Source organism: Streptosporangium roseum DSM 43021, from assembly GCF_000024865.1.
GTDB lineage: Bacteria > Actinomycetota > Actinomycetes > Streptosporangiales > Streptosporangiaceae > Streptosporangium > Streptosporangium roseum.
This window is the reverse complement of the sequence record NC_013595.1, coordinates 2,171,857-2,195,508: the sequence shown is the minus strand read 5'-3', so window position 1 is coordinate 2,195,508 and position 23,652 is coordinate 2,171,857. Positions and strand designations below refer to the sequence as shown.

Below are 23,652 nucleotides of genomic sequence, written 5' to 3'. Positions count from 1 at the left end.
GTGCCGGGACGCGCACCCGGGGACAATTGGCTAGCTGTACTATCCAATAATGCGGATATCCCAGCTCAGCGCCGCTTCGGGCGTCCCCATCCCCACCATCAAGTACTACCTGCGCGAAGGCCTGCTCCCTCCGGGCGAGCAGACCTCCGCCACCCGGGCGGAGTACGGCGCCGGCCATGTCCGCCGGCTGCGGCTGATCCGCGCGCTGCTGGAGGTCGGGCGGCTACCCATCGCGTCCATCCGCAAGGTGATCGCCTCCGTCGACGACGAGAGCCTGGGCATGCACGATGTGCTCGGCACCGCCCACTACGCCCTGGCCCCCGCCGTCGAGGCCCATGACGACGACGAGGAGTGGCGGCGCGCCCGCGCCGAGGGCGACCGCCTGATCACCGACCTCGGCTGGCGGATACATCCCGCCGCCCCCACCCGCGACGAGCTCGCCCAGGCCATCCTCACCCTCGACCGGCTCGGCATGCCCGCCACCGGCGAGGCCCTGCGCCCCTACGCCGCGGCCGCCATCGACCTCGTCGTCGAACACGAGATCGGCACCATCCCCCTCGACGGCCCCCGCGAGGCCGCGGTCGAGGCCCTGGTGGTCGGCACCGTCGTGCACGGCAGGGTCCTCGACATCCTGCGCCGCCTCGCCCAGGAATCCGTCTCGGCCCGCTTCTTCGGCGTCCCCGAGAGCTGACGTCCCGGCGGCGCGGAGGGCGGACGTCCCGGCGGCGCGGAGGGCGGACGGGCAGCTCACAGCCCCGAAAGAGGCATGTGCAAACTTTTCTCGCGGCCCCTGCCTGGAGAAACGGGCTTGAGTAACATCCTGTTCACATTCGGGCAACAGATGCGAAATCGCGACTTGCAACTCTTTGAGAGCAGCAAACCACTCCCTCCTCAAGGACTCCGCCGATGACCTTCAAGGCTGAATACATCTGGATCGACGGCACCGAGCCGACCGCCAAGCTCCGTTCGAAGACCAGGATCCTGGCCGACGGCGCCGAGCTCCCGGTCTGGGGCTTCGACGGGTCCAGCACCAACCAGGCTGACGGCGGCTCCTCCGACCGCGTGCTCAAGCCGGCGTTCACCTGTCCGGACCCGATCCGCGGCGGCAGCAACGTGCTGGTGCTCTGCGAGGTCCTCGACACCGACATGACCCCGCACGCCAGCAACACCCGCGCCGCGCTCGTCGAGGTCGCCGAGAAGTACGCCGACCAGGAGTCGTGGTTCGGCATCGAGCAGGAGTACACCTTCTTCAAGGAGGGCCGCCCGCTCGGCTTCCCGCTCGGCGGCTTCCCCGCCCCGCAGGGCGGCTACTACTGCGGCGTCGGCGCCGACGAGGTCTTCGGCCGCGACGTCGTCGAGAAGCACCTCGACCTCTGCCTTGAGGCCGGCCTGGCGATCTCCGGCATCAACGCCGAGGTCATGCCCGGCCAGTGGGAGTTCCAGGTTGGCCCGGCGGGTCCCGTGGAGGTCTCCGACCACATGTGGATCGCCCGGTGGCTGCTCTACCGCATCGCCGAGGACTTCGACATCGCCGCCACGCTCGACGCCAAGCCGGTGAAGGGCGACTGGAACGGCGCGGGCGCGCACACCAACTTCTCCACCAAGGCGATGCGTGAGGGCTACGACCCGATCATCACCGCCTGCGAGGCTCTGGCCGAGAACGCCGCGGAGCACGTCAAGCACTACGGCGCCGGCATCGAGGAGCGCCTGACCGGTCACCACGAGACCGCTCCGTGGAACAAGTTCAGCTACGGCGTCTCCGACCGCGGCGCCTCGGTCCGCATCCCGTGGCAGGTCGAGGTGGAGAAGAAGGGCTACATCGAGGACCGTCGCCCCAACGCCAACGTCGACCCCTACCTGGTGACCCGCCTCATCGTGGACACCTGCTGCACCGCCCTGGAGAAGGCCGGCCAGGTCTGATCGGACGCGCACCGAGGCCGCGACCACCCTGCCGGGGGTGGCCGCGGCCTCCGGCGTTCTCCCGCAATTGAACAAGCCGATACGTTTCGGCTCGTCTCGCGCGGGTGTGAGGGAAGGCCCCTGGCACGTCCCGCCGCGGCGGGCGGTCGCGCGAGGCGGAGAGCCCGTACGGAAGGTCCGGGGCCCGCCGGCGCCTCGGAGACTCGCACGGGGCGCATGGTCCCGCATGACTCGCCACGGGGCGCGCGGTCCCACATAATGAATCCGATTCGGCTTCTGCGGAAACCCTCAGGAAGGGCATTCATCCCCAGGCCGGCGGGTCCATGGCGGCCATTTCACCGGCGAGCACTCCAGAATGATAAATACAAAGCCGAATCAGGTGCTTTAGGACAACGCAAAACTGCCGCCGCGCGCCGTAGCATGACTGCGATGCGGGACGTAGTAGAGCAGTTGCAGCGCCTGGGCATGTCGGGCTACGAGGCCAAGGCCTATGTCACGCTGGTCGGCTCCGGGCAGCCGCTCAACGGCTACGAGGTGGCCAAGCGTTCCGGCGTGCCGCGCAGCACGGTCTACGAGACGCTGGGCAAGCTGGTGGCCAAGGGCGCGGCCTACGAGGTGCGCGGCGCCGAGGACGCCACCGACTACCTGCCGCTGCCGCCCCGGTCGCTGCTGGAGCGCATGCGCCGGGAGTTCGACGACTCGATCGAGTCGCTGCAGGCCTCGCTGCCCACGATCGTGGCGCCGCCCGAGGCCCACCTGATCCACAACCTCAAGGACGCCGGAGCCCTGCTGGCCCGCGCCGAGGACGTGGTGGCCGCCTCGCACACCGACCTGTTCCTGTCGATCTGGCCGGAGGAGATGAAGCGGCTGTCCCCGCTGGTCCGGCGGGCGGTCGGGCGAGGGGTCGACGCCTCGGTGATGCACTTCGGCCCCGCCGAGGAGGTGGTCGGGCACCTGTACGAGCACCGGTTCTCCACCCCGGATGTGATCATGGAGAACCTGGGCTGCCGCCTCCTGGTCGTCGCGGCCGATCGCCGGGAGGCCCTGATAGGCGGGTTCCTGGGCGGCTCGGCCTGGGGCGTCTACACCGAGGACCCGGCCGTGGTCCTGATGGCGGTGGAATACATCAGGCACGACATCGCCCTGCAGATCATCGCCGACCGGGTCGGGCACGAGTCGCTGCGCGAGTTCTGGACCAGCGATCCGGAGTTCACCCGGCTGCGCGCCGGCCGCGGCCGGCCGGCCGCCCTGCTCCGCGCGGCCGGATGCCCCGCCCCCGAGCTTCCGGCAGGCTGAGCCCTATCGGGGGATGTGACATCCTTCGATAGAGGTTGTCTTATTTCGGGGGAAGGCAGGTCATGGATAAGCCGGTCATCATGACGGTCGACGACGATCCGGGCGTCTCACGTTCCGTGGCGCGCGATCTACGGCGCCGTTACGGCCATTCCTACCGCATCGTCCGGGCCGACACCGCGATCGCGGGAATGGAGAGCGTCCGCCAGCTCCGGCTGCGCGGCGACGACGTCGCGGCGATTCTCGCCGACTACCGGATGCCCCAGATGAACGGCGTGGAGTTCCTGGAGCAGGCGATGGACCTGTATCCCTACGCCCGCCGCGTGCTGCTCACCGCCTACGCCGACACCGACGCGGCGATCCAGGCGATCAACGTGGTGGATCTCGACCACTACATGCTCAAGCCGTGGGACCCGCCGGAGGAGAAGTTCTACCCGGTCCTGGACGCCCTGCTCGACGCCTGGCACCGGGCCGACCGGCGCGAGTCCGACGAGCTGAGGGTGGTGGGAGCCCGCTGGTCGGCCAGGTCCTACAAGATCCGCGACTTCCTGTCCCGCAACCAGGTGCCCTACCACTGGATGCTGGCCGACGACCCCGAGGGTGCGCAGCTCCTGGCCGCCGCCGGCGAGGAGTGCGAGATCAGCCCGGCCAAGCTGCCGCTGGTCATCACCGCAGACGGCACGAAGCTCATCGCCCCGACCACCGCCGAGCTGGCCGCGGCGGTCGGCCTGTCCACCGCCCCGGCCACCGACTTCTACGACCTGATCGTCATCGGCGGCGGCCCCGGCGGGCTCGGCGCGGCGGTCTACGGGGCCTCCGAGGGCCTGCGCACCGTGATGGTCGAGCAGCACGCCTCCGGCGGGCAGGCCGGGCAGAGCTCCCGCATCGAGAACTACCTGGGCTTCCCCGACGGCGTCTCCGGCGCCCAGCTCGCCGACCGGGCCCGCCGCCAGGCGCTGAAGTTCGGCGCCGAGCTGCTCACCGCCCGCACGGTCACCAGCCTGGAGGTCAAGGGCCAGGCCCGGGTGGTCGGCTTCGCCGACGGCAGCAGCATCGCCGCGCACACCGTGATCCTGGCCACCGGGGTCTCCTACCGGCGGCTGGCCGCCCCCGGCCTGGACGACTTCGTGGGCCGGGGCACCTACTACGGCGCGGCCGTGACCGAGGCGCCCGAGTGCAGGGACCACGAGGTCTACATCGTCGGCGCGGCCAACTCCGCGGGGCAGGGCGCGGTCTTCCTGTCCGGCTACGCCAGCAGGGTCCACCTGATCGTCCGGAGCGACGGGCTGGAGAGGTCCATGTCGCACTACCTGATCGAGCAGATCTCCAACATCCCGAACATCGAGGTGCACACCGGGACCGAGGTGGTCGGCGCGGAGGGCGACGACCACCTGGAGCGGCTCACACTCAAGGGCCCGGACGGCGAGCGGACGGTCGACAGCGAGTGGCTGTTCGTCTTCATCGGCGCCGAGCCGTTCACCGACTGGCTCGGCGACACGATCGAGCGCGACGCCAAGGGCTTCGTCCTCACCGGGCCCGACCTGACCTCCGCCGAGAGCCGCCCCCGCAACTGGCCGCTCCGGCGCGAGCCGTACCACCTGGAGACCAACGTGCCCGGAGTCTTCGCCGCCGGGGACGTCCGCGCCGACTCGATCAAACGGGTCGCCTCCGCGGTCGGCGAGGGCGCGATGGCCGTGGCACTCGTCCACCGCTACCTGGAGAAGGCGTGACCGGACGGAGCGAGGGCCCCGGCCCGCGCGGCGCCTGGGCCACGGGCGACGAAGGAGCTCTCATGACCAGCACGGATGTCCTGCGCGGGCTGTTCCTCTTCGAGAAACTCGACGACGAGAAGCTGGAGTGGCTGGCCTCCCACGGCGAGGAGCGGGAGTTCGGCGCCGGCGAGCTGATCGTGCGGCAGGGCGACCCGGCCGAGTGTTTCCTCGTGCTCATCGACGGCGAGATCGTCATGTCCACCGAGACCCCCGCCGGGGTGGTCACCATGACCCCCACCTCCCAGCGCGGGGTCTACGCCGGAGCGACCTCCGCCTACCTGGGCGACCGGGCTCCGGACACCTACTCCCACTCGCTGCGCGCGACCAAGCCCTCGCGGCTCTTCGTGCTCCCGGCCAAGAAGTACGGCCTGATGATCGGCGAGTGGTTCCCGATGGCGGTCCACCTGCTCGACGGGGTGCGTCTCGGCGGGCTCGCCCAGCGGGAGATCATCGACCGGCGGCAGCGGCTGACCGCCCTCGGCACGATCACTGCGGGGCTCACCCACGAGCTCAACAACCCTGCGGCGGCGGCCGTACGGGCCGTGGGCGAGATGCGGGAGAAGGTCCGGTCGGCGCGGCGGCAGCTCGCCTCGCTGGCCGAGGCGGGCATCTCGGCCGGACGGCTGCGCGCGCTGATCGACCTGCAGGAGGGCTGCACGGACAAGGCCGCGAGCCTGCCCGCGCGGTCCCCGCTGGACATCTCCGACGCCGAGGACGAGCTGGGCGACGAGCTGGAGGCGGCCGGGGTGTCGGACGGCTGGGAGCTCGCGCCGGCGCTGGTCGCCGCCGGGTTCAAGGCCGGCGGAGTGGAGAGGGTCCGCGACGCGGTCGGGGAGGAGCACCTGTCCGGGGCGATGCACTGGCTCGCCGAGGCCATCGAGATCAACCAGATGCTGAACGAGGTGACCGACGCGACCGAGCGCATCTCCTCGCTGCTCGCCTCCGCCAAGCAGTACTCCCAGATGGACCGCGCGCCGTACCAGACCATAGACGTCCGGGAGCTGCTGGACAGCACGCTCACCATGTTCCGGGGCAAGATCCCGCCCGGGATCAGCCTGGCCACCGACTACGACCCGGAGCTGCCGCCGATCCCCGGCTACGCCGGAGAGCTCAACCAGGTGTGGACCAACCTGATCCACAACGCGCTGGACGCGATGGCCGGCACCGGCACGCTGACCGTCCGCACCCGCCTGGAACACGACACCACCGCCCTGATCGAGATCTGCGACACCGGCCCCGGCGTCCCCGAGCACCTGCGCGAGCGGATCTTCGAGCCGTTCTTCACCACCAAGTCCGTCGGCGAGGGCACCGGCCTGGGCCTGGACATCTCCTTCCGCATCGTCGCCGGCCGGCACGGCGGCGACCTGCGCGTGGAGTCGGTGCCGGGCGACACCCGCTTCCAGGTACGGCTGCCGCTGGCCGAGCTCCCCAGCCCCTGAGGCTCCCCGCCCCCTGGTGAGCGGGGGACAATCGTCCCCATGCGATTCGGGATCCTGGGCACCACGCGGGTGTGGCGTGACGACGGGAGCGAGGTGGCCACCGGCGGACCGGCCCGGCGGGCGCTGCTGACCCTGCTGCTCGCCCGCCCCGGCGAGGTGGTGACGGCCGACCGCCTCGTCGACGACCTCTACGGCGGGCGTCCGCCGGCCGGGGCGGCGCACGCCCTGCAGTCCCAGGTATCCCGGCTCCGCGGAGACCTGGGGCGGGAGGCCGCGATCGAGCTCCTCCCCGCGGGCTACCGGCTCGCGGTGGATCCGGACGACGTCGACGCCCACCGCTTCGAGCGGCTCTCCGTGGAGGGGCGGCGGTCCCTGGAGGCCGGGGACCCCGGGCAGGCGTCCGCGCTCCTGCGCGCGGCCCTCGGCCTGTGGCGGGGCCCCGCGCTCGCCGACGCCGCGGACGCCGGCTCCGTCCAGGCCCAGGCCCTGCGGCTGGAGGAGCGGAGGGCCGGCGCCCTGGAGGACCGGATCGAGGCGGACCTGCGGCGGGGCGGGCATCGGGCCGTCATACCCGAGCTGCGGGAGCTGGTCGGCCGGCACCCCCTGCGGGAGAGGCTGCACGGCCTCCTCATGCGGGCACTGCGGGCCGACGGCAGGCAGGCCGAGGCCCTCGTCGCCTTCGAGGAGGCACGGCGGCTCCTGGCCGAGGAGCTCGGCGCGGACCCCTCGGCCGAACTCGCCGCGCTCCACCGGACCCTGCTCCGGGGCGAGCCGCCGCCCGCGGCTTCCGCCCCCCATCGGGCCCCGTCACGGGGCGGGCGGCCGTTCGAGACCCCCGCGCCCCACCGGGCCGCGCCCCGGGGCGGGCGGGCGTTCGAGACCCCCGCGCTCCCCGCGCAGCTGACGAGCTTCGTCGGCCGCGCGGAGGACGTGGCCAAGGTCACCGAGCTGCTCGGCACGGCGCGCCTGGTCACCCTGATCGGTCCCGGCGGCGCGGGCAAGACCCGGCTGTCGATCGAGGTCGCCGCCCGCCGGCCCGACGTGTGCCTCGTCGAGCTCGCGCCGCTGCGCGACGGGCCGGAGCCGGCGCCGGCCGTGCTCGGCGCGCTCGGCCTGCGCGAGAGCGGGCTCCTGGCCATGCCGGCCGGGACGACGCCCATCTCCCGGCTGATCGCCGCGCTGGCCGACCGGCCGCCGCTGCTCGTCCTCGACAACTGCGAGCACATCGTGGAGGCGGTCGCGGCGCTGGCCGGACGGTTGCTCGCGGGCTGCCCGGAGCTGCGCATCCTGGCGACGAGCCGGGAACCGCTCGCCATCACCGGCGAGCACCTGTGGCCGGTCCGCCCGCTCGCCCCCGCCCCGGCCGCGCGCCTCTTCGCCGACCGGGCGGCCGCCGTACGGTCGGGCTTCGTCGTGGACGGCGCCGACGCCGAGGTCGTACGGCGGATCTGCCGGGCGCTCGACGGCCTGCCGCTGGCGATCGAGCTCGCGGCGGCGAGAATGCGCACGCACGACCTCGCCGAGCTCGCCTCCCGCCTGGACGACCGGTTCCGCCTGCTGTCGCGGGGCAGCCGTACGGCCGAGGCCAGGCACCAGACGTTGCGCGCGGTCGTGGCGTGGAGCTGGGATCTGCTGTCGGAGGCCGAGCAGACGATGGCCAGGCGCCTGACGGTCTTCTCCGGCGGCGCGACCGCCGAGGCGGCGGCGCGGGTCTGCGGGGGACCCGACGCCGGGGACGTGCTGGACTGGCTCGCCGACAAGTCGCTGCTGGAGGTCGGCGACGGCCGCTACCGCATGCTCGACACGATCCACGCCTTCTGCGCCGAGCGGCTGGACGCGGCCGGGGAGTCCGGCGCGCTGCGGCGCGCGCACGCGGAGCACTTCCTGGCACTGGCCCAGGCCGCGGATCCCCGCCTGCGGCGTTCCGGGCAGCTGGAGTGGCTGGGGATCCTGAGCGCGGACCACGAGAACCTCCTGGCCGCGCTGCGCTGGGCCGTGGAGGCGGGAGAGGTCGAGCTCGCGCTCAGACTGCTCGCCTCGTTGTCGTCATATTTCTGGATGCGCGGCATGCGCACCTCGGCGACGGCGCAGGCGGTCGCGCTCCTGGACATGATCGGTGACAACCCTCCTCCGGACCTCGGCGACGAGTACGTGCTCTGCGCGTTGACGGCGGCGGCCAGCGACGCCGGCCGGGAGGCGTGGGAGCGCCACCGGGCCACGGCCGAGTCGATCGTCGTCGACCCGGACCGGCCACGCCGTCACCCGGTCATCACCCTCCTCTGGCCGATGATCAACGCCGGTGCAGGAGACCCGCGCGCCGCGCTCTCGGTGATCGCTCGCGGGCGGGTCGGGTCCGACCCGTGGGAGAGGGCCGTGGTGCATCTGCTGTGGGGATACCCGCAGCTCGCCGCCGGGGACCTGGCGCAGGCCGAGCACGAGTTCGCCTCGGCCGCCGACGCGTTCCGCTCGCTCGGCGACCGGTGGGGGACGTCGCTGGCTCTGGACGCGCTGGCCGGTCTGGCGGGCCTGTACGGCGACCCCTCGAAGGCGATCGTCCTGATCGACGAGGCCCTCACCCTCACCGAGCAGCTCGGCGCGGTCGAGGACCTCCCCGACCTGCTCTGCAACCGGGGCGACCACCGCGTCCGCATCGCACTGGCCGGGCGGGCCGCGCCGGATGGGCGGGACGGGCCGGACGGGCCGGACGCGGCGGGCACCGGTCTCGCGGAGGCGCGCGCCGACTACGAGCGGGCGGCCGAGATCGCGCGCCACGCGGGCAGCCCCACCTACCTGGCCGGGGCGCTGCGCGGCCTCGGCGACATCGCGCGGTTGGAGGGCGACCCTGCCGGGGCGCGCCGGCTGTACGAGCAGGCGATGGAACGGTTCGAGACGCACTGGGTGAAGAGCGCGGGCAACCGGACGGCCACCCTCTTCGGCCTCGGCAAGGTCGCCGAGGCCGCCGGCGACCTGGACGGGGCCCGTTCCCTGCACCGGCAGGCCGTCGAGGTTGCGACGGCGGCGGGATCGATCGTCGAGAGCGCCCGCGCCGTCGAGGCCCTGGCGGGGCTCGCGCTGCTGGAGGGCGACGCGCCGGCCGCGGCCCTGCTGCTCGGCGCGGCCGCCGGCCTGCGGGGGATCCTCACCGAGGACGATCCCGAGGTCTCCCGGACGGCCGCCGCCACGAGGGCGGCCCTGGGCGCGGGGACGTACGAGGCCGCCCACCGCCGGGCCGCGCGGCTGCCCCAGGAGGACGCGCTCCGCCTGGCCGGTGTGCCCGAGGCCGTCATCCAGGCGTCGCCGATCAACGCCGTCGCCGGCTACCAGGCCCGGAACTCGGGTCCGTGCGACCAGCCGCAAAGTAGCTGTGGGTAACGTCTCCGGTGCGGCACGTACCGGTCACAAGTAGGCGATACCAGGCAGTAATGGCGTGCTCACAAATCATGGTGCTTCCGGATCATCGGTGCGGATCGGGAAGTTGGGGCGTGGGCCGTGCGTCGTGAGTGGGAGCTGGACGAGCTCATCGAGTGCTGGACGCTGGATGAGGACGAACTGGGGCTGCTGAGCAACAAGTCCGGGGCGACGCGGCTGGGGTTTGCGCTGCTGTTGAAGTTCTTCGAGCTGGAGGGGCGGTTCCCTCGGCGCGAGGATGTGCCCAAGGCCGCGGTGGAGTACATGGCCGGGCAGGTGGGGGTGGAGGCGGCGCTGTTGTTCGCCGACTACCAGTGGAGCGGCAGGACGATCGAGTACCACCGCAGCCAGGTCCGCAAGCACCATGGGTTCCGGCAGCCGACAGTGGCCGATGAGGACAAGCAGATCTTCTGGCTGGCGGGTGAGCTGTGTCCGGAGGAGTTGTCGCGGGATCGGCTGCGCGCGGCGCTGCTGACGCGGTTCCGGGCGGAGAAGATCGAGCCGCCGACTCCGGTCCAGGTGGACCGGCTGCTGGGCGCGGCCGTGGCGATGTTCGAGCGGGACTTCACCACCCGCACCGCTCAGCGGCTGGGATCGGCGGCCGGCGCGCGGCTGGACGATTTGATCGCGGCTCCCGAGGTCGAGGCCGACCCTGTCGAGGTGCCGGTGGCCGCGCCGGGACGCAGCTTCTTGCAGGAGCTGAAGGAGGATCCGGGGCCGATCCAGTTGGACACGCTGCTGGCCGAGATCGTCAAGCTGGAACGGGTGCGCGCGATCGGCCTGGGCGAGGGCCTGTTCGAGGGGGTGTCGGAGAAGATCGTGGAGTCCTGGCGGGCGCGGGCGATGCGGATGTACCCCTCCGACTTCGCCGCGGCGGCCGAGCCGGTGCGGTGGACCTTGCTGGCGGCGCTGTGCTGGGTGCGCAAGACCGAGCTGACCGACGGCCTGGTGGAGCTACTGATCCAGCTCGTGCACAAGATCAGCGTGCGGGCCGAACGCAAGGTCGAAAGCGAGATCAGCGCCGAGTTCCGGCGGGTGCACGGCAAGAACGGCATTCTGGTTCGGCTCGCCCAGGCCGCCCTGGACCTGCCCGAGGAGGTCGTGCGCGAGGCGATCTACCCGGTGGTGGGGGCGCGGACGCTGGCAGACATCGTCGCCGAGGCCAAGGCGAACGAGAAGGTGTTCAACTCGCGGGTGCGCACCAAGCTGCGCGGCTCCTACTCGCGCCACTACCGGCGCGGGCTACCTAAGCTGCTGCGCGCGCTGGAGTTCGGCTGCTCCAACACCGCCTTCCGGCCGGTGATGGACGCCCTGGCGCTGCTGGACCGGTACGCCGACTCCGAGGCGGTGCACTACGACCGCAGCGAGACCGTCCCGCTGGAGCACGTGGTGCCCGACGATTGGAAGGACGCGGTCGTCGACCCCGACACCGGCCGCGTGGAGCGCATCCCGTACGAGCTGTGCGTGCTGGTCGCCCTGCACAAGGCGATCCGCCGCCGGGAGATCTGGATCACAGGTGCCAAGACGTGGCGCAACCCCGACGACGACCTGCCCGCCGACTATGAGAACAACCGGGACGTGCACTACGAGGCGTTGTCCAAGCCCCGTGACCCGGCGGCGTTCATCGCCGACCTGCAACGCCGGCACCTGGCCGCCCTGGACCGGCTCAACACCGCGATGGGCTCCGACACCACCGGCGGAGTGAAGCTGACGCGACGCAAAGGCGAGCCGTGGATCTCGGTCCCGCCCCTGAACCGCCGTCCCGAGCCGACGGGCCTGGTGGCGCTGAAGGAGGAGATCTCGCGGCGCTGGGGCGTGATCGATCTGCTGGACGTGCTCAAGGACGTCGACCACGTCACCGGGTTCACCAAGGAGTTCACCTCGGTGGCCTCCCGCACCATCACCCATCCTGACGTGCTGCAACGCCGGCTGCTGCTGTGCCTGTACGGGCTGGGCACCAACGTGGGCATCAAGCGGGTGGCCGACGGCGCGGTCGCGGCCGGGCTGGAGGACAGCGAGGCGGTGCTGCGCCGGATCCGGCGGCTGTTGATCCGCGGATGACGGGCCAGCCATTGGCGGACCCGTCAGCTGAAATGGCTGGACAGATTGTCAGTGATGACGACGATCGGGCCACGCCGGTTGGCGGTGGCGATCCGCATCAGCAGCTGGATCCAGCCGTCGCTGTTGCGCGAGGGCGCGCAGAAGGTGAGCTCGGTGCCGTCGCGGATGCGCAGCGCGCCGTAGACCCAGGTCTTGTCGGTGCCGCGTGAATACTCCAGCCGGTCCTTGATCCGATGCCCGCCGACCGACCAGCCGGGTGCGGGCGGGAAGGTGCGCGGGGTCACCGGTCCCAGCTCGTCGGCGCAGATCACCGTGGTGCCGGGCGGCGGGTGGGTGTAGAGGCCGATGATTTCGGCCCTTTTGGGGTGAACTGCGGATCGGTCGATTCGCTCCAGGAGCGGGTGTGCCGCCAGCGGACCTTCTCTGTGAGTAGGATCCGGCGGACCTGGCTGCGGGCGATGACGATGCCCTGCGCGCGGGCGGCGGCGGTCAGGCTGTCCAGAGTCCACTGCGCGGGACCGCTCTCGTCGTCGGCGACCAGGTCGCCAGCCCCTTCGCGAACCGGTCGTCCGGGCGGGGCCGAGCGCGCCAGGGCGATGACACACCCGCGTTCGATCTCGGTGAGCCGGGGTTTACGGCCCGCCCCGGGCCGATCGCCGAGCCCGGCCAGGCCTTCGGCGTTGAAGCGCTCGATCCGCTCGCGCACGGTCGGCATGTGACAGCCCAGCCTGGCCGCGATGGCGCTGGTGCGCTGCCCCTGCCAGCTGAAGGCGATCATCTGCGCCCGCGTGATCCAGTCGGCCGGGGCATGGCGGGCCCCGGCCAGTTTGCGGATCTGCCGCTCTTCTTCGGCGTCCGCCGGCGGACGCGCGTACAGCAGTTTCGGCATGACAATACCCCTGAGACCATCATCTCCCCAGGTCGGCGGGCAGGGATGTACGGCCGCATTCAGGAACGTCGCATTAGTGGTGGTTCCTGGGAGTTCGGGTGGCGTCGATCGATCGGACGGCGTACCCGAGGTTCACCCGGGCGGTGTCGGTGCGGGAACTGGCGGAGGTGTTCACCCCGTTCCCCTTACTCTCCGGAACGCACGCCGTGGGATGAGGGGGGCTCACTACGTTCCCAGGGGATTGACACCCAGGCCCTCCGCCGACACCGGCAATAAACCGAATGCGCGGAACCGACCGGGTGGTGTTGCATACAGACGTGACCGGCGGACCCTCGCACTTCTCCAGGAGCAGTCGACCGCCCGCGGGTGCTGACGCAACGCCGGCCGCCCACCGGACGAACCCGCGACCGCGTCGCCACCGACGACGCCCGCCGCTTCGACCCCTTCCCGCTGCTGCGCGCCCTCCCGAGCAGGCCGACGCGCTCACGTCCACCCTCGCCGCGGCCGGCTGCCGGCTCAGCGGCGACGGCTGCAGCACGGTGCTGCTTCGGGGTGATCCGGACATGAGCGCTCTCCTTGACCGGCCCCTGACGGCACGGGACGACGACGGCCTCGGGGTCCGCTATGTCCGGCCGCACTGACCTGGTCACGACGCATCAGACGCTCGGCCGGGCCAAGGGCCTGCGCCGCACACATCAACTCCAGCAGGGAGAGGCACTGAACACGTGAAGGACACCGAGATCCTGCGGGCGGTGGCCGCGGCCGTCGACACGGCCGCCGAGTACGGTCTGGGCGCCGACGACGCCGCTGTGCTGCACAACTCGAACCGGATCGCCGTCCGGCTGCGGCCCAGCGGCATGCTCGCCCGGGTCGCGCCCCTCGCGCACCGCCTCGACTTCGAGGTCGAGATCGCCCGGCGCCTCGCCGGGACCGGCAGCTCGGTGGCGGGTCTCGATCCGAGGGCCGAGCCCCGCGTCCATGTCCGCGATGGCTTCGCCGTCACCCTCTGGACCTACTACGAGCCCACCGCCGTACCCGAGAACCACCCACCCGCCGCCTACGCCGACGCCCTGGCCCGGCTGCACGCCGGCCTGCGCCGCATCAACCTCGCCGCACCGCACTTCACCGACCGCGTCGCCGACGCCCTCCGGGTGGTCGAGGACCCCGCCGTCAGCCCGGACCTCGGCGCCGCGGAACGCGCCCTGCTGACCGACACCCTTCATGGAATCAGCCGCGCGATCCTGGACCGCGGCACGAGGCAACAGCTCCTGCACGGCGAACCGCACCCCGGCAACCTGCTCGCCACCGCGGACGGACCGCTCTTCATCGATCTGGAGACCGCCTGCCGCGGACCCGTCGAGTTCGACCTCGCGCATGCTCCGAAGGACGTCGCCGCGCACTACCCGGGCGCCGACTCCGGGCTGCTCGCCGACTGCCGGATCCTCAGCCTCGCCCTCGCGGTCTCCTGGCGTTGGGACCGCGACGACCAACTCCCCGACGGGCGCAGAAGGGGCCGGGAGTGGCTCGCCCAGCTGCAGGCCGACCTCGACCGCCGGGAGCACGCCGCCGGTGACGGCCACTGAGCGGCGCCCCCGCCGAACTGGCCACACTGCGCCGTCTGGTCGACGACGGCGTCTCGGTCACCGAGGCCGCCCGCACCCTCAAGATCGGCCGCTCTACTGCCTACGAGGCGCTGGCCCAGCGCTGAGCAGCGGCTCTGCTGTCCCGCGGCCCGTTTCTGCCGTATTCCGGTGGTGCCCGGAGAATGTGCGCCGCTACTTCCATCCTTCGCCGGAGGCGATCGCCGAGCTCACCAGCCTGCTGGGGCCCGGCGACCGGTTCCGGTGAGCTGCCGGTCAAGACCGGTGAGAACCGTGATCCGCGTGCGGCGTCAGGGTTCATGCACTGTCCGGACATGCTGCGGGTGGTGGCTCCCTGGCCACCGATCAGGTAAGGGCCTACGAGCCGCTGCGGATGTTGGCCTCCGGGGAGGATCGGACCGGATTTTGGCGCTAGAGAGACGATCTTGAGATTGGCTGGTGCTCCTTGTGTGGTCGGCGGGACGCTCGATTCTTTCGGCAACCGCCCGGGAGGGCCTGGGCGTCGTGGGCCGGGACCGGCCGAAGAGCCGCAGCCCGGCCCACGAGCGCCAGCGGCCCGCCAGGAGCGGGCCGCCTTGAAACGGGGTGTCGGGTTGGGTTTGGATTCGAGCCAACTCGAATCGATTGTCCGAACCTCTGTACTGGTGTTCGCTGTCCTTGAGCGGGTCACATCGGACCTGAATCTGGAACCGGCGACAGCGCGGCGCCAGGGACGGAACGTGGCCGGCCATGTCATGCAGAACCTCCGTAACGAGGGAGAAAGCAATGAGACGACATCAATTCCTGACCGGCGTGGCGATCGCAGCCGGTATAGCCACCAGCATCGTCGGCGTACCGTCGAGTGCGGCGGCGAGCGCGCTCGACGGATCGGCGGCGACCGCCGCGGCCGCCGACGCGTCAGCGAAAACCAGTGGACGGCTCACCGCCGTGCGCTGTGGCTTCTACGAGGACAGATACACGGCCTGGTACAACCACTGCACATCCGACGGTTCACGGATCAAGATCCGAGTGGTGCGTAACTACTGGCCCGATAACACCATCTGCGTCGGACCGGGCCACACAGACCTCGGCAGCCCCGGCGTGGTCGTGAACGCCTGGTACACCGGCAAGCTCTGCTGATCCTTCAGAAGAAGCCAGGGCCGCGCTGAAATGTCCGGTCATCACTTCGGCGGCCGCATGGTGGCTCTCCACTCGGGTCCGTGTCGGGGTGCCGGTAAGGCTCGAACCACCAGCCGCCACCTGTGATCGGAAGTGCCGAGTTGCTGGATGGTGACGGCACTTCGGCCCTGTTCGCCGCGTTCCACTCCGTGTACGAGGCAGCCGACGGCTCGAAAGTGCCGCCTCCACGCGATGTCGGCACTTCGGGTGGGCCGCCTGCCCAGTGGGAAGGCAGGGTGCTCACCTGGGCAGACACGGTTGTTTACGGCTGGTGGATCGAGCCTTACCGACACCCCGTGTCACCAGACGCAAAGTAGCTGTGAGTAACCGGGGTGTCGGTAAGGCTTGTGTCATCAGGTACACGGGTTCGTGTTGTACCTGGTCAGAGGCCAGCCATCCGGGGGCGCAGAACCTACAGAGTGGTAGCCCTGTCTGGTCTCCCGAATCACATCCACCCAGTTCAGCGACCCAGGACGCCCGAACGCCATGATTCGGCCACTGCCCCGCCCCGGTTGTCCACAGCCGTAACCACTCCGGCGGCCATCCGCCGTCCGGGCCCTCTGAACAGCGCGGACGCTCTACTTTGCCCCTGGTGACACCGACCCGAGCACCGGGCCCACAAGGCGGCGGATGCAAGAGGCGACGCCACCGATCACGCCAGCGCGCCGTTTTCGGCTGTCTGGTGTCACGCGTCCGGTTCGGAGGCGGTCTCGCGTTCGAATGTGCGGCTGGTGAATCCGTGTCGACGTGCGCCGATGACGATAGCGAGCGCCGGGAGCAGGAGCGCGAGTGTGATCCAGCTCAAGGAGGGGGGTCCCAGCACGTTGAGGGTGATACCGCCGATGATCCCGCCTGCGGCGATCGCGATGTTCCAGCATGTGGTGAGGAGTGCTTGTGCGACGTCGCCCGCTGCGCCTGCGGCGTCAGCGATCGCGGTTTGCAGCAGGGTTGAGGCGCCGCCGAACGCGAGTCCCCACAGGGCTGCACTGGCGTACACGAGGGCGGGGTTGCCAGAGAAGACGCTCAGGATGAGAGCGGCTGTGGCCAGGAGCGCGCAGGCCAGGATCATGAGCATGCGCAGGTGCCGGTCGATGAGTACGCCGGTGAGCCAGATGCTCACGAGCGAGACCAGGCCGAAGGTGAGCAGCACCGAATCGACCTGACCCGCCATGCCGAGCGGGGCCAGGAACGGGGCGATGTAGGTGAAGAGGATGTTGTGTGCGAACACGAACGTCAACGTCACGACGAGGATCGGGGCGACTCCGGGCAGACGGAACGTGTGGGCCAGCGGCAGTCGTGCGCCCTTGGATTGGCCGGGGAAGTTCGGAACGGAGGCGATCACCCATACGATCAGTGCGAGAGTGACCAGCGTGATGATCCCGAACGCGAATCGCCATTCGACGGCCTTGGCGAGGAACGCGGCTGCGGGGACCCCGACGGACAGTGCAACGGTCCCGCCCGCCATCGCGATGGCCATGGCCTTGCCGCGCTGGTGCGCGGGAACCATCCTCCGGGCGTAACCGGCAAGGAGCGCCCAGAGCATGCCGCCGACGATCCCGCCGAGGAACCGCGCGGCCAGGGTGAGCGCGAAACTGTCGGAAAAGGCCGTGACCGTGTTGGCGACCGCGAACCCGGAGATCGCGAACAGCAGCAGGTGCTTGCGTCGCCAGCCGATCGTGGCTCTCGTGAGAGGGACCGCCGCGAGAATCGCCCCGATCGCGAAGACCGTGACGCTCTGCCCCGCAGCCGCCTCGCTCACTCCCAGGTCGCGGCTCATCTGCGACAGCATCCCAGCGGGCATCGTCTCCGTCAGGAGCGTGATGAACCCCGTGGCAGCCAGAGCCAGCAGACCCGCGAGCGGGAACCGTGCGTCAGCGGCGGAAGGGGATGGTGATGTATCCGTTCGTGTCATATCCTTATCATCAATGTGTGACATTGGTGTGAGGGTCAAGTCCGGCTGCATCGCAGCCCAGACACGCAGGGTGTGGGGATGAAGATCGGTGAGCTCTCCCAGCGCACGGACACGCCGGTGCGGATGCTCCGCTACTACGAGGAACAGGGGCTGATCCACTCCGAACGGCTCCCCAACGGGTACCGGAGCTACGAGGACTACGTTGTCGACCGGGTGCGGCAAGTGCGGGGCCTCCTCGAAGTCGGCCTGCCCACCCGGATCATCAAGCAGATCCTTCCCTGCCTGGACAGCTCAAGGGCGATATACCTGCCGTACGTCACCCCAGACATGATTGCGACACTCGAACACGAACGCGACCGCATGGCAGAGAAGATCGAATGCCTCACGAAAAACCACCGAGCCATCAACGACTACCTCGACGCCGTGAGCCACGAAATCCGAGCTTCCTGATGAGACGCCCCAGTACGTCCTGAGCCGCCCCAGTACGTCCTGAGCCGCCCCGGGTTCGTTGGAGACTCGATCGAGAGGATGATCGAGTCATGGCACGGAAGTCCCCCTACTCTCCTGAGTTGCGACAGCGTGCGATCCGTATGGTCCGTGAGGTGCGTCCGCAGTACGACAACGAGATGGCCGCGATCAAGTCGGTGGCCGACAAGCTGGGCATCGGGTCCGCGGCGGCCGTGCTGTACAGCAGAGGAGTACAGCAACAGCCCCTCACGCAGGCTCACGGGATCACACGACCCCACACGCCGCCACCTGGGCGAGAGCACCAAGGCCCAGGATTGCCGGTAGTCCCAGGTGAGCGTCCGCCTTGATCGGTAGCGTTCGGTGTCGTGGGGAAACAGAATAGGCCGTCGAGCACGGCCGAGATGATGATCGAGGAAATGAAGCGCTGGCCCTGGTTGGTGATCGCTCACGTGGGTGAGGACGGCCGCCAGCTCATTTACCCGGCGCGCTCGGAGGACCATGCGCAGCGGATGATCGCCTCGGATCACTTCAAGTTCGACGCCCGGTGCCGCACGCTCTTTGAGATCGTGCCGTCCCGGTGGGCAGCAGCAGATCTCTGACGCGCCCATCAGCGTCCCGCCGTACGGCTAGGCCTAGCCTCCACCGCACCAGACCCCAGAATCAAGACAAGAACCCGCAGGGCAAGACGCGCCCCCTCGCGCCAAGACCCGGAACTCCGCCCGATCCCGGCCAGCGCGGTCGGCCGGTCGGTCATTGCCCACGCGTCGGCGAGCCTCATCGGCCCTGGCCACGGCGAAGAGGGAGGCTGGAGGCCGCGGGGATGCCCGGCCGCAGCGGGCAACGGGATGCAACGGGGGAACTCCAGTGGGAAAGGCCAGCCGTAACCGAAGCAGGCGACAGAACGCCGCGACAAGCAGCCGCCGTCCTGGCGGGCAAGCGCGCCGCCGCGTGGTGGTGGACCTGATGGAGATCGGGCAGCACTCCGGGCTGCTCACCATGCGGATGGGGCAGGCTGAGGAAGACCCGCTGACCCTGATGCTCCCCGCGTCTTACGCGATCGAATTCCTCCCGATGCTGCGAGAAGCCCAACTGGACGCCGAAGAGGAGTACTGGAAGCAGATCATCCCCTGGATCCAGGCCAAACAGTGCGCCGGCACAGGACCCGAGGGCGGTCATGGCCGAACTGCGAGACCGGCTCCTGGCCGAAGACTGGGATGCCGTGATCGCCGCCACCCCCGACGGCGGAAGTGGCCTCTTCCTGCTCTCCTACGCCGGTCACGTCGGGCTGGGCGCCGAGCCCCTCCACACCACCGTTCCAGCCCTGCCATCATCGACCCCGTCCAACTGCACCGGGTCGCGGGCAAACCTGCAAACCGCGCTCGCCCAGGCCATTGATGAGGAACGCCTCCTCAAGCAGCCCGCCAGCCAGCGCCTGGCCCAGGCCCGCCGCTTCCTGGACTCGCGCCCCTGGCCCAGCCCGCCACCCGGGTACGCCGACCCGACCCGCGCCGAAGCCGATGCAGAGATGACACGCCGCTACCGAGACTTCCTCGCCCGCCCTCCGTACCAGCGCCACGGCGACCACGAAATCGTCATCGACAGCCGCACCCGGCAGAACACCTGACTGACGAACTCTCCATGGGCCAATCGGCCCACGAAGACGCCTCCTCCGAGAGATCACTCATCGTGATCTCCGGTCAAGCGGAAATCACGCAGAGCTACTTTGCGCCTGGTCGTACGGACCCGAGTCCCGGGCCTACCAGATGGTCCAGCGCCCCTGAGCGGCCCGTGGAATCCCACGCCCCCTCCCCGTGGCGAGCCCCCGGCTCCCGCGGTGAGGTCTCGGAGGAGGCGCCGGCTCCCCGCGGTGAACACCGGCTCCCGCGGTGAGTGCCGGTGAGCGCCGGTGAGCCGGTGGTGAGGGCCCTCGAACATGCTCGCCGGCATGACCACCACACCGCGGCTCACCGAGCCGAAGAACAAGGACATCCTGATCTCCGGGGCCAGTGTCGCCGGTCCGGCGCTGGCCTACTGGCTGCGCCGCCACGGCTTCAACCCCACGGTGGTGGAGCGGGCGCCCGCGCTGCGCGACGGCGGTTACGCGGTCGACTTCCGCGGCGAGGCGCACCTCACCGTGCTGGAGCGGATGGGCATCCTGGCCGACGTCCGGAGCGCGCGGACGCGCATGGGCGCGATGTCCTACGTCAACAGCGCCGGCAGGAAGCTGGCGAGCCTGCCCGCCGACCTCTTCGCCGGTGACGTCGAGATCCTCCGCGGCGACCTGGCCCGCATCCTCCACGAGGCGACCAGGGAGCACACCGAGTACGTCTTCGACGACTCCATCGCCTCCATGACCGAGGACGCCGACGGCGTGACCGTCACCTTCGAGCGCGGGGCGCCGCGCAGGTTCGACCTGGTGGTGGGGGCCGACGGGCTGCACTCCAACGTGCGCTCGCTCGCGTTCGGGCCGGAGTCGCGGTACGTGAAGGAGCTGGGCCTGTACTGCGCGATCTTCACCACCGCCAACCACCTCGGGCTGGAGTACACCGGGCACGCCTACAGCACCCCCGGCAAGCTCACCTCCGTGTACAGCGCCCGGCACAACACCGAGGCGAAGGCCATGTTCTACTTCGGCTCGCCCCCGCTGAGCTACGACCGCCGCGACGGCGAGCAGCAGAAGAAGATCCTCGCCGAGGCGTTCGCCGGGATCGGCTGGGAGACGCCCCGGCTGCTGAAGAGCATGTGGGACGCGCCGGACTTCTACTTCGACTCGGTCAGCCAGGTCCACCTGGACCGCTGGTCCCGGGGCCGGGCCGTCCTGCTCGGAGACGCCGCCTGCTGCCCCTCGCCCCTGTCGGGCATGGGCACCGGCCTGGCCGTGGTCGGGGCCTACGTGCTGGCCGGGGAACTGGCGGCCGCCGGGGGTGACCACCGCGCGGGCTTCGCCCGCTACGAGGAGGCCATGCGTGACTACGCCACGGGATGCCAGAAGTCGGGCGAGGGCGTGAGCAGGTGGATGGTCCCCGAGAACCGGTTCATGGCCTGGTTCCTCAACCAGAACTACAGGCTGCTGCCGTACCTGCCGTGGAAGGGGCTGATGGCCAAGAGCGTCCGGAAGACGGCGAGCGCCATCGCCCTGAAGTCCTACGGGCTCTGACCCGCCCGCCTCCGGGACCCGGCGGGCACCGGCCTCCCCGCCCCCGCGATCCCGGCGGGCGCAGACCCGGACGTCCTCGCCGTCATGGCGGCGGGGACGTCCGATGGGGCGGGGCGTGCTCTCAGGAGCCGTGGACGCCGTTGACCGTGTCCATCAGGCGGGCCAGCACCCGCCCGCCGGAGACGCGGACGCCGTCGTGCTCCCACTCGTTGGTCACCCAGGTCCGAACGTTGCCGACCGTGCGGGCGGTCCGCATGGACAGGTCCTCGTCGACGTACATGTCGTCGTAGTAGACGGCGGCGGCCACCGGGACCCGGTTGGCCGCCAGCCGTACCGGGTCGTAGAGAGCGGGCCAGTCGGAGGCGGCGGCGAGGATCTCGGCGGCGCCCCTGAACGGGCGCAGGGCGGCGATCTCGTCGAACATCCAGGGGTAGATCATCTCTCCGGTGGGCAGCAGCGGCTCGGCCTCCTCGGCGAACTCCTCGGGCAGCAGCCGGTGCGCCGACCAGGCGGTGGCGCCCCCCTGGGCGTAGATCGACTCGTGCAGGACCGCGTAGAGGGGGTTGCCGACGAAGCCGGTGGCCATCATGACCTCGTACAGGAACAGGTCGGAGAGCCGCTCGCCGTTCCAGGCCTCCTCCAGCACCCAGTGCAGGTATTCCGCGCCGTCGCTCATCCCCAGGCACAGGCCCATGCTCTGCAGGCGGCGCACGGTCAGCACGTCGCCGTCCGGCAGCTCGACCTTCTCGCGGCGCAGGTGGGCGGCGATCGCGTCCAGGCGGGCGGAGTCGTCGGGGTAGCGGGCGAAGTAGCGGTCCGTCTTCTCGCGGACCCTGGGGTAGGTGCGGGAGTAGACGTCGTCGGCGGTGGCGTCGAGCCCGGCCAGGCCTCCGGTCACGTAACAGGCCTTGAGGCCCTCGGGTGCCTGGGAGAGGTAGGTCAGCGTGACGAAGCCGCCGTAGCTCTGGCCGAGGGTCTCCCACGGCCGGTCACCGCAGAGCTCGCGCCGGATCAGCTCGGCGTCGGCCACGATCGCGTCGGCGCGGAAGTGCCGGAGACGGGCGGCGAGCTCGGTGTCGGTCCCGGTCACCGTCCTGGCGGTGAGCGGGGTGCTGCGGCCGGTCCCCCGCTGGTCGAGCAGGAGCACCCGGTGGGTCTTCAGCGCGTGCCCCAGCCAGCCGTCCGCCGCGACCGGTCTCGGCGCCTTGCCGCCGGGACCGCCCTGCAGGAAGAGCAGCCACGGCAGGTCCTGGTCCTGCCTGGCCGGGTCCACCGCCTCGCGGGCGAAGACCTCGATCGCCGGGCCGCCGGGGTCGGCGTGGTCGAGGGGGACGTTGAAGACGTGGTCGGTGAGCGCGACACCGGGCAGAAGGACAGTCACCCGGGGAACGTTACCCGCTGCGCCGCTCCCGGCACCCGGCCGACCCCGGGCAGCGCCACCGGCTCCGCCACCCCGGCATCGAGGCGTTCCTCGATGCCGCCACTCCCGGTATCGGGGGCCTTGCCCGGCTCCGCCGCTCCCGGCATCGAGGCGTTGCCCGGCGGCGTCACCGGCTCCGCCACTCCCGGTACCGGGGGCGTTCCCGGGCGTGGTCGGCGAACACCCGCGCCGCCAGATCCCGTACGGCGGGCACGTGGGCGGCCAGCCCGCCCTGCGGATGCCACACCCGCAGGTGCCGCATCACCAGCGGGTCGCCGCGCAGCGGGCGGATGACCAGACCGGCGCTCTCGGCGAAGGTGGCCCGGCAGGGGGCGATGGCCCGGCCCGAGATGACGATCTCCCTGATGGTCCAGGCGTCCGCGGCCTGGTGCGGCGCGCGCGGGACGAATCCGGCCCGGTGACACGCCGTGCGGAAGCACTCGGGCCAGCCGCCCCCGTCGGACGGCGACAGCACCCATGCCTCCCCGGCCAGGTCCGCCAGGTCGAGCTCGGAACGGCCCGCGAGGGGATGGCCGGCGGCGAGCGCCACGAACACGGGCTCGGCGGCGACCTGCTCCTGGCGGAGCGGCGGGACCGGGCGCAGCTCGTGGCCCACGTAGTCGACGACCACGGCGGCGTCCAGGCGCCGGGCCGCGACCAGGTCGCACAGCAACCGCGGCGCGGCGTCGGCGTAGGAGGTGATCTCCCGGCCGCCGAGCAGGTCGCCGAGCCGGTCGACCAGGCCGACCAGGATCGGCCCGTCGACTCCGCCGAGCCGTACCGGGCCGCCGGCGGGGCGGGCGGCGGCTCCGAGCAGCAGCTCGTCCATTCCGCTCAGCACGGTGCGGGCCCGGGCGAGCACGAAGTCGCCGAGCGGGGTGGGGCGGGCGCCGTGGCGGTCGCGCTCGAAGAGCCTGCCGCCGATGATCCGCTCGATCCGCTGGAGCTGCGCCGAGAGGGCGGGCTGGGTGGTGCCCAGGAGGGTCGCGGCCCGGGTCAGGCTCCCCGTGTCCGATATGGCACACAGGACACGCAGGTGCCGTAGTTCCAGGCTCATCGGACGAGCCTATGCCCCCATCCCGCTTTCCATCACTCGGAGATGATGGATGCCCGCTGAGCTGCTCACACTCCCCCTCCTGCGGTTCCGGCGGGCT

Annotated in this window: 20 protein-coding genes; 14 read left to right on the top strand and 6 right to left on the bottom strand. The window is 70.9% G+C overall.

Annotated elements, in window-relative coordinates; translation table 11 throughout:
- The first annotated feature begins 49 nt into the window (after nt 1-49).
- From SROS_RS09855 to SROS_RS09825, 7 genes are all read left to right on the top strand, one after another.
- Nucleotides 50-691 (top strand): MerR family transcriptional regulator, encoded by a 642-nt coding sequence (locus SROS_RS09855; RefSeq protein ID WP_012888771.1) that lies wholly within the window; start codon nt 50-52, stop codon nt 689-691.
- Between the two features lie 215 nt (nt 692-906).
- Nucleotides 907-1,920 carry a glutamine synthetase gene (glnII, locus tag SROS_RS09850; RefSeq protein WP_012888770.1) on the top strand — a complete coding sequence of 338 codons (1,014 nt, stop codon included), beginning with the start codon at nt 907-909 and terminating at the stop codon, nt 1,918-1,920.
- Between the two features lie 429 nt (nt 1,921-2,349).
- Nucleotides 2,350-3,216, top strand: coding sequence for a TrmB family transcriptional regulator (locus SROS_RS09845; RefSeq protein WP_012888769.1), 867 nt, complete (start codon nt 2,350-2,352; stop codon nt 3,214-3,216).
- A gap of 62 nt (nt 3,217-3,278) precedes the next feature.
- Complete coding sequence (locus SROS_RS09840) at nt 3,279-4,943, top strand: NAD(P)/FAD-dependent oxidoreductase (protein ID WP_012888768.1); 1,665 nt, start codon at nt 3,279-3,281, stop codon at nt 4,941-4,943.
- Nucleotides 4,944-5,005: 62 nt separating this feature from the next.
- Nucleotides 5,006-6,424 carry an ATP-binding protein gene (locus SROS_RS09835; protein WP_012888767.1) on the top strand — a complete coding sequence of 473 codons (1,419 nt, stop codon included), beginning with the start codon at nt 5,006-5,008 and terminating at the stop codon, nt 6,422-6,424.
- A gap of 39 nt (nt 6,425-6,463) precedes the next feature.
- Nucleotides 6,464-9,796 carry an AfsR/SARP family transcriptional regulator gene (locus tag SROS_RS09830; RefSeq protein WP_012888766.1) on the top strand — a complete coding sequence of 1,111 codons (3,333 nt, stop codon included), beginning with the start codon at nt 6,464-6,466 and terminating at the stop codon, nt 9,794-9,796.
- A 117-nt stretch (nt 9,797-9,913) separates the two neighbouring features.
- Nucleotides 9,914-11,893, top strand: a complete 1,980-nt coding sequence (locus tag SROS_RS09825; RefSeq protein ID WP_012888765.1) for a DUF4158 domain-containing protein — start codon at nt 9,914-9,916, stop codon at nt 11,891-11,893.
- Nucleotides 11,894-11,916: 23 nt separating this feature from the next.
- Here the strand turns inward: SROS_RS09825 and SROS_RS09820 are convergent, their stop codons facing one another.
- Both SROS_RS09820 and SROS_RS09815 read right to left on the bottom strand, forming a co-directional pair.
- Nucleotides 11,917-12,204: a transposase gene (locus SROS_RS09820; RefSeq protein WP_012888764.1), complete on the bottom strand. Its 288-nt coding sequence runs from the start codon at nt 12,202-12,204 to the stop codon at nt 11,917-11,919.
- Complete coding sequence (locus SROS_RS09815) at nt 12,201-12,782, bottom strand: helix-turn-helix domain-containing protein (RefSeq protein WP_012888763.1); 582 nt, start codon at nt 12,780-12,782, stop codon at nt 12,201-12,203. The genes SROS_RS09820 and SROS_RS09815 overlap by 4 nt, the downstream gene beginning before the upstream one ends.
- A 725-nt stretch (nt 12,783-13,507) precedes the next feature.
- On the opposite strand from SROS_RS09815, the gene SROS_RS09810 reads away from it, so the two are divergent.
- From SROS_RS09810 to SROS_RS09805, 3 genes are all read left to right on the top strand, one after another.
- Entirely contained in the window at nt 13,508-14,365 is an 858-nt protein-coding gene (locus SROS_RS09810; RefSeq protein ID WP_012888761.1) for a phosphotransferase, read from the top strand.
- On the top strand, nt 14,362-14,490 hold the full coding sequence (locus SROS_RS54385; RefSeq protein ID WP_362968922.1) for a hypothetical protein: 129 nt from the start codon (nt 14,362-14,364) through the stop codon (nt 14,488-14,490). Before SROS_RS09810 ends, SROS_RS54385 begins: the two co-directional genes overlap by 4 nt.
- Nucleotides 14,491-15,148: 658 nt before the next feature.
- Nucleotides 15,149-15,502, top strand: coding sequence for a DUF6355 family natural product biosynthesis protein (locus SROS_RS09805; protein ID WP_012888760.1), 354 nt, complete (start codon nt 15,149-15,151; stop codon nt 15,500-15,502).
- A gap of 724 nt (nt 15,503-16,226) precedes the next feature.
- Here the strand turns inward: SROS_RS09805 and SROS_RS09800 are convergent.
- Nucleotides 16,227-17,453, bottom strand: coding sequence for an MFS transporter (locus SROS_RS09800; RefSeq protein WP_043651704.1), 1,227 nt, complete (start codon nt 17,451-17,453; stop codon nt 16,227-16,229).
- Nucleotides 17,454-17,531: 78 nt separating this feature from the next.
- Here SROS_RS09800 and SROS_RS09795 point away from each other — a divergent pair, with 78 nt between their 5' ends.
- From SROS_RS09795 to SROS_RS09780, 4 genes are all read left to right on the top strand, one after another.
- Complete coding sequence (locus SROS_RS09795; protein ID WP_012888758.1) at nt 17,532-17,903, top strand: MerR family transcriptional regulator; 372 nt, start codon at nt 17,532-17,534, stop codon at nt 17,901-17,903.
- Nucleotides 17,904-18,322: 419 nt separating this feature from the next.
- Nucleotides 18,323-18,520, top strand: coding sequence for a hypothetical protein (locus SROS_RS09790; protein ID WP_012888757.1), 198 nt, complete (start codon nt 18,323-18,325; stop codon nt 18,518-18,520).
- A gap of 575 nt (nt 18,521-19,095) precedes the next feature.
- Nucleotides 19,096-19,545 carry a hypothetical protein gene (locus tag SROS_RS09785; RefSeq protein ID WP_012888756.1) on the top strand — a complete coding sequence of 150 codons (450 nt, stop codon included), beginning with the start codon at nt 19,096-19,098 and terminating at the stop codon, nt 19,543-19,545.
- Between the two features lie 321 nt (nt 19,546-19,866).
- Nucleotides 19,867-21,078, top strand: a complete 1,212-nt coding sequence (locus SROS_RS09780) for an FAD-dependent monooxygenase (protein ID WP_148269005.1) — start codon at nt 19,867-19,869, stop codon at nt 21,076-21,078.
- 121 nt (nt 21,079-21,199) lie between these two features.
- Here the strand turns inward: SROS_RS09780 and SROS_RS09775 are convergent, their stop codons facing one another.
- Genes SROS_RS09775 through SROS_RS09765 form a run of 3 tightly spaced genes read right to left on the bottom strand, consistent with a single transcriptional unit; the run spans nt 21,200 to nt 23,555 of the window.
- Nucleotides 21,200-22,459 (bottom strand): alpha/beta fold hydrolase, encoded by a 1,260-nt coding sequence (locus SROS_RS09775; protein WP_012888754.1) that lies wholly within the window; start codon nt 22,457-22,459, stop codon nt 21,200-21,202.
- Nucleotides 22,456-22,641: a hypothetical protein gene (locus tag SROS_RS09770; protein WP_043651700.1), complete on the bottom strand. Its 186-nt coding sequence runs from the start codon at nt 22,639-22,641 to the stop codon at nt 22,456-22,458. Before SROS_RS09770 ends, SROS_RS09775 begins: the two co-directional genes overlap by 4 nt.
- Entirely contained in the window at nt 22,626-23,555 is a 930-nt protein-coding gene (locus SROS_RS09765; RefSeq protein ID WP_012888752.1) for a LysR family transcriptional regulator, read from the bottom strand. Before SROS_RS09765 ends, SROS_RS09770 begins: the two co-directional genes overlap by 16 nt.
- Nucleotides 23,556-23,652: the final 97 nt, after the last annotated feature.

What these genes read in the sequence shown, in the direction of transcription:
- SROS_RS09765 (WP_012888752.1), bottom strand. Translation starts at nt 23,555, where the DNA reads ATGAGCCTGGAACTACGGCACCTGCGTGTCCTGTGTGCCATATCGGAC.
- SROS_RS09840 (WP_012888768.1), top strand. Translation starts at nt 3,279, where the DNA reads ATGGATAAGCCGGTCATCATGACGGTCGACGACGATCCGGGCGTCTCA.
- glnII (WP_012888770.1), top strand. Translation starts at nt 907, where the DNA reads ATGACCTTCAAGGCTGAATACATCTGGATCGACGGCACCGAGCCGACC.
- SROS_RS09805 (WP_012888760.1), top strand. Translation starts at nt 15,149, where the DNA reads ATGAGACGACATCAATTCCTGACCGGCGTGGCGATCGCAGCCGGTATA.
- SROS_RS09830 (WP_012888766.1), top strand. Translation starts at nt 6,464, where the DNA reads ATGCGATTCGGGATCCTGGGCACCACGCGGGTGTGGCGTGACGACGGG.
- SROS_RS09780 (WP_148269005.1), top strand. Translation starts at nt 19,867, where the DNA reads ATGACCACCACACCGCGGCTCACCGAGCCGAAGAACAAGGACATCCTG.
- SROS_RS09845 (WP_012888769.1), top strand. Translation starts at nt 2,350, where the DNA reads ATGCGGGACGTAGTAGAGCAGTTGCAGCGCCTGGGCATGTCGGGCTAC.
- SROS_RS09835 (WP_012888767.1), top strand. Translation starts at nt 5,006, where the DNA reads ATGACCAGCACGGATGTCCTGCGCGGGCTGTTCCTCTTCGAGAAACTC.
- SROS_RS09795 (WP_012888758.1), top strand. Translation starts at nt 17,532, where the DNA reads ATGAAGATCGGTGAGCTCTCCCAGCGCACGGACACGCCGGTGCGGATG.
- SROS_RS09855 (WP_012888771.1), top strand. Translation starts at nt 50, where the DNA reads ATGCGGATATCCCAGCTCAGCGCCGCTTCGGGCGTCCCCATCCCCACC.
- SROS_RS09790 (WP_012888757.1), top strand. Translation starts at nt 18,323, where the DNA reads ATGATGATCGAGGAAATGAAGCGCTGGCCCTGGTTGGTGATCGCTCAC.
- SROS_RS09785 (WP_012888756.1), top strand. Translation starts at nt 19,096, where the DNA reads ATGGCCGAACTGCGAGACCGGCTCCTGGCCGAAGACTGGGATGCCGTG.
- SROS_RS09800 (WP_043651704.1), bottom strand. Translation starts at nt 17,453, where the DNA reads ATGACACGAACGGATACATCACCATCCCCTTCCGCCGCTGACGCACGG.
- SROS_RS09815 (WP_012888763.1), bottom strand. Translation starts at nt 12,782, where the DNA reads ATGCCGAAACTGCTGTACGCGCGTCCGCCGGCGGACGCCGAAGAAGAG.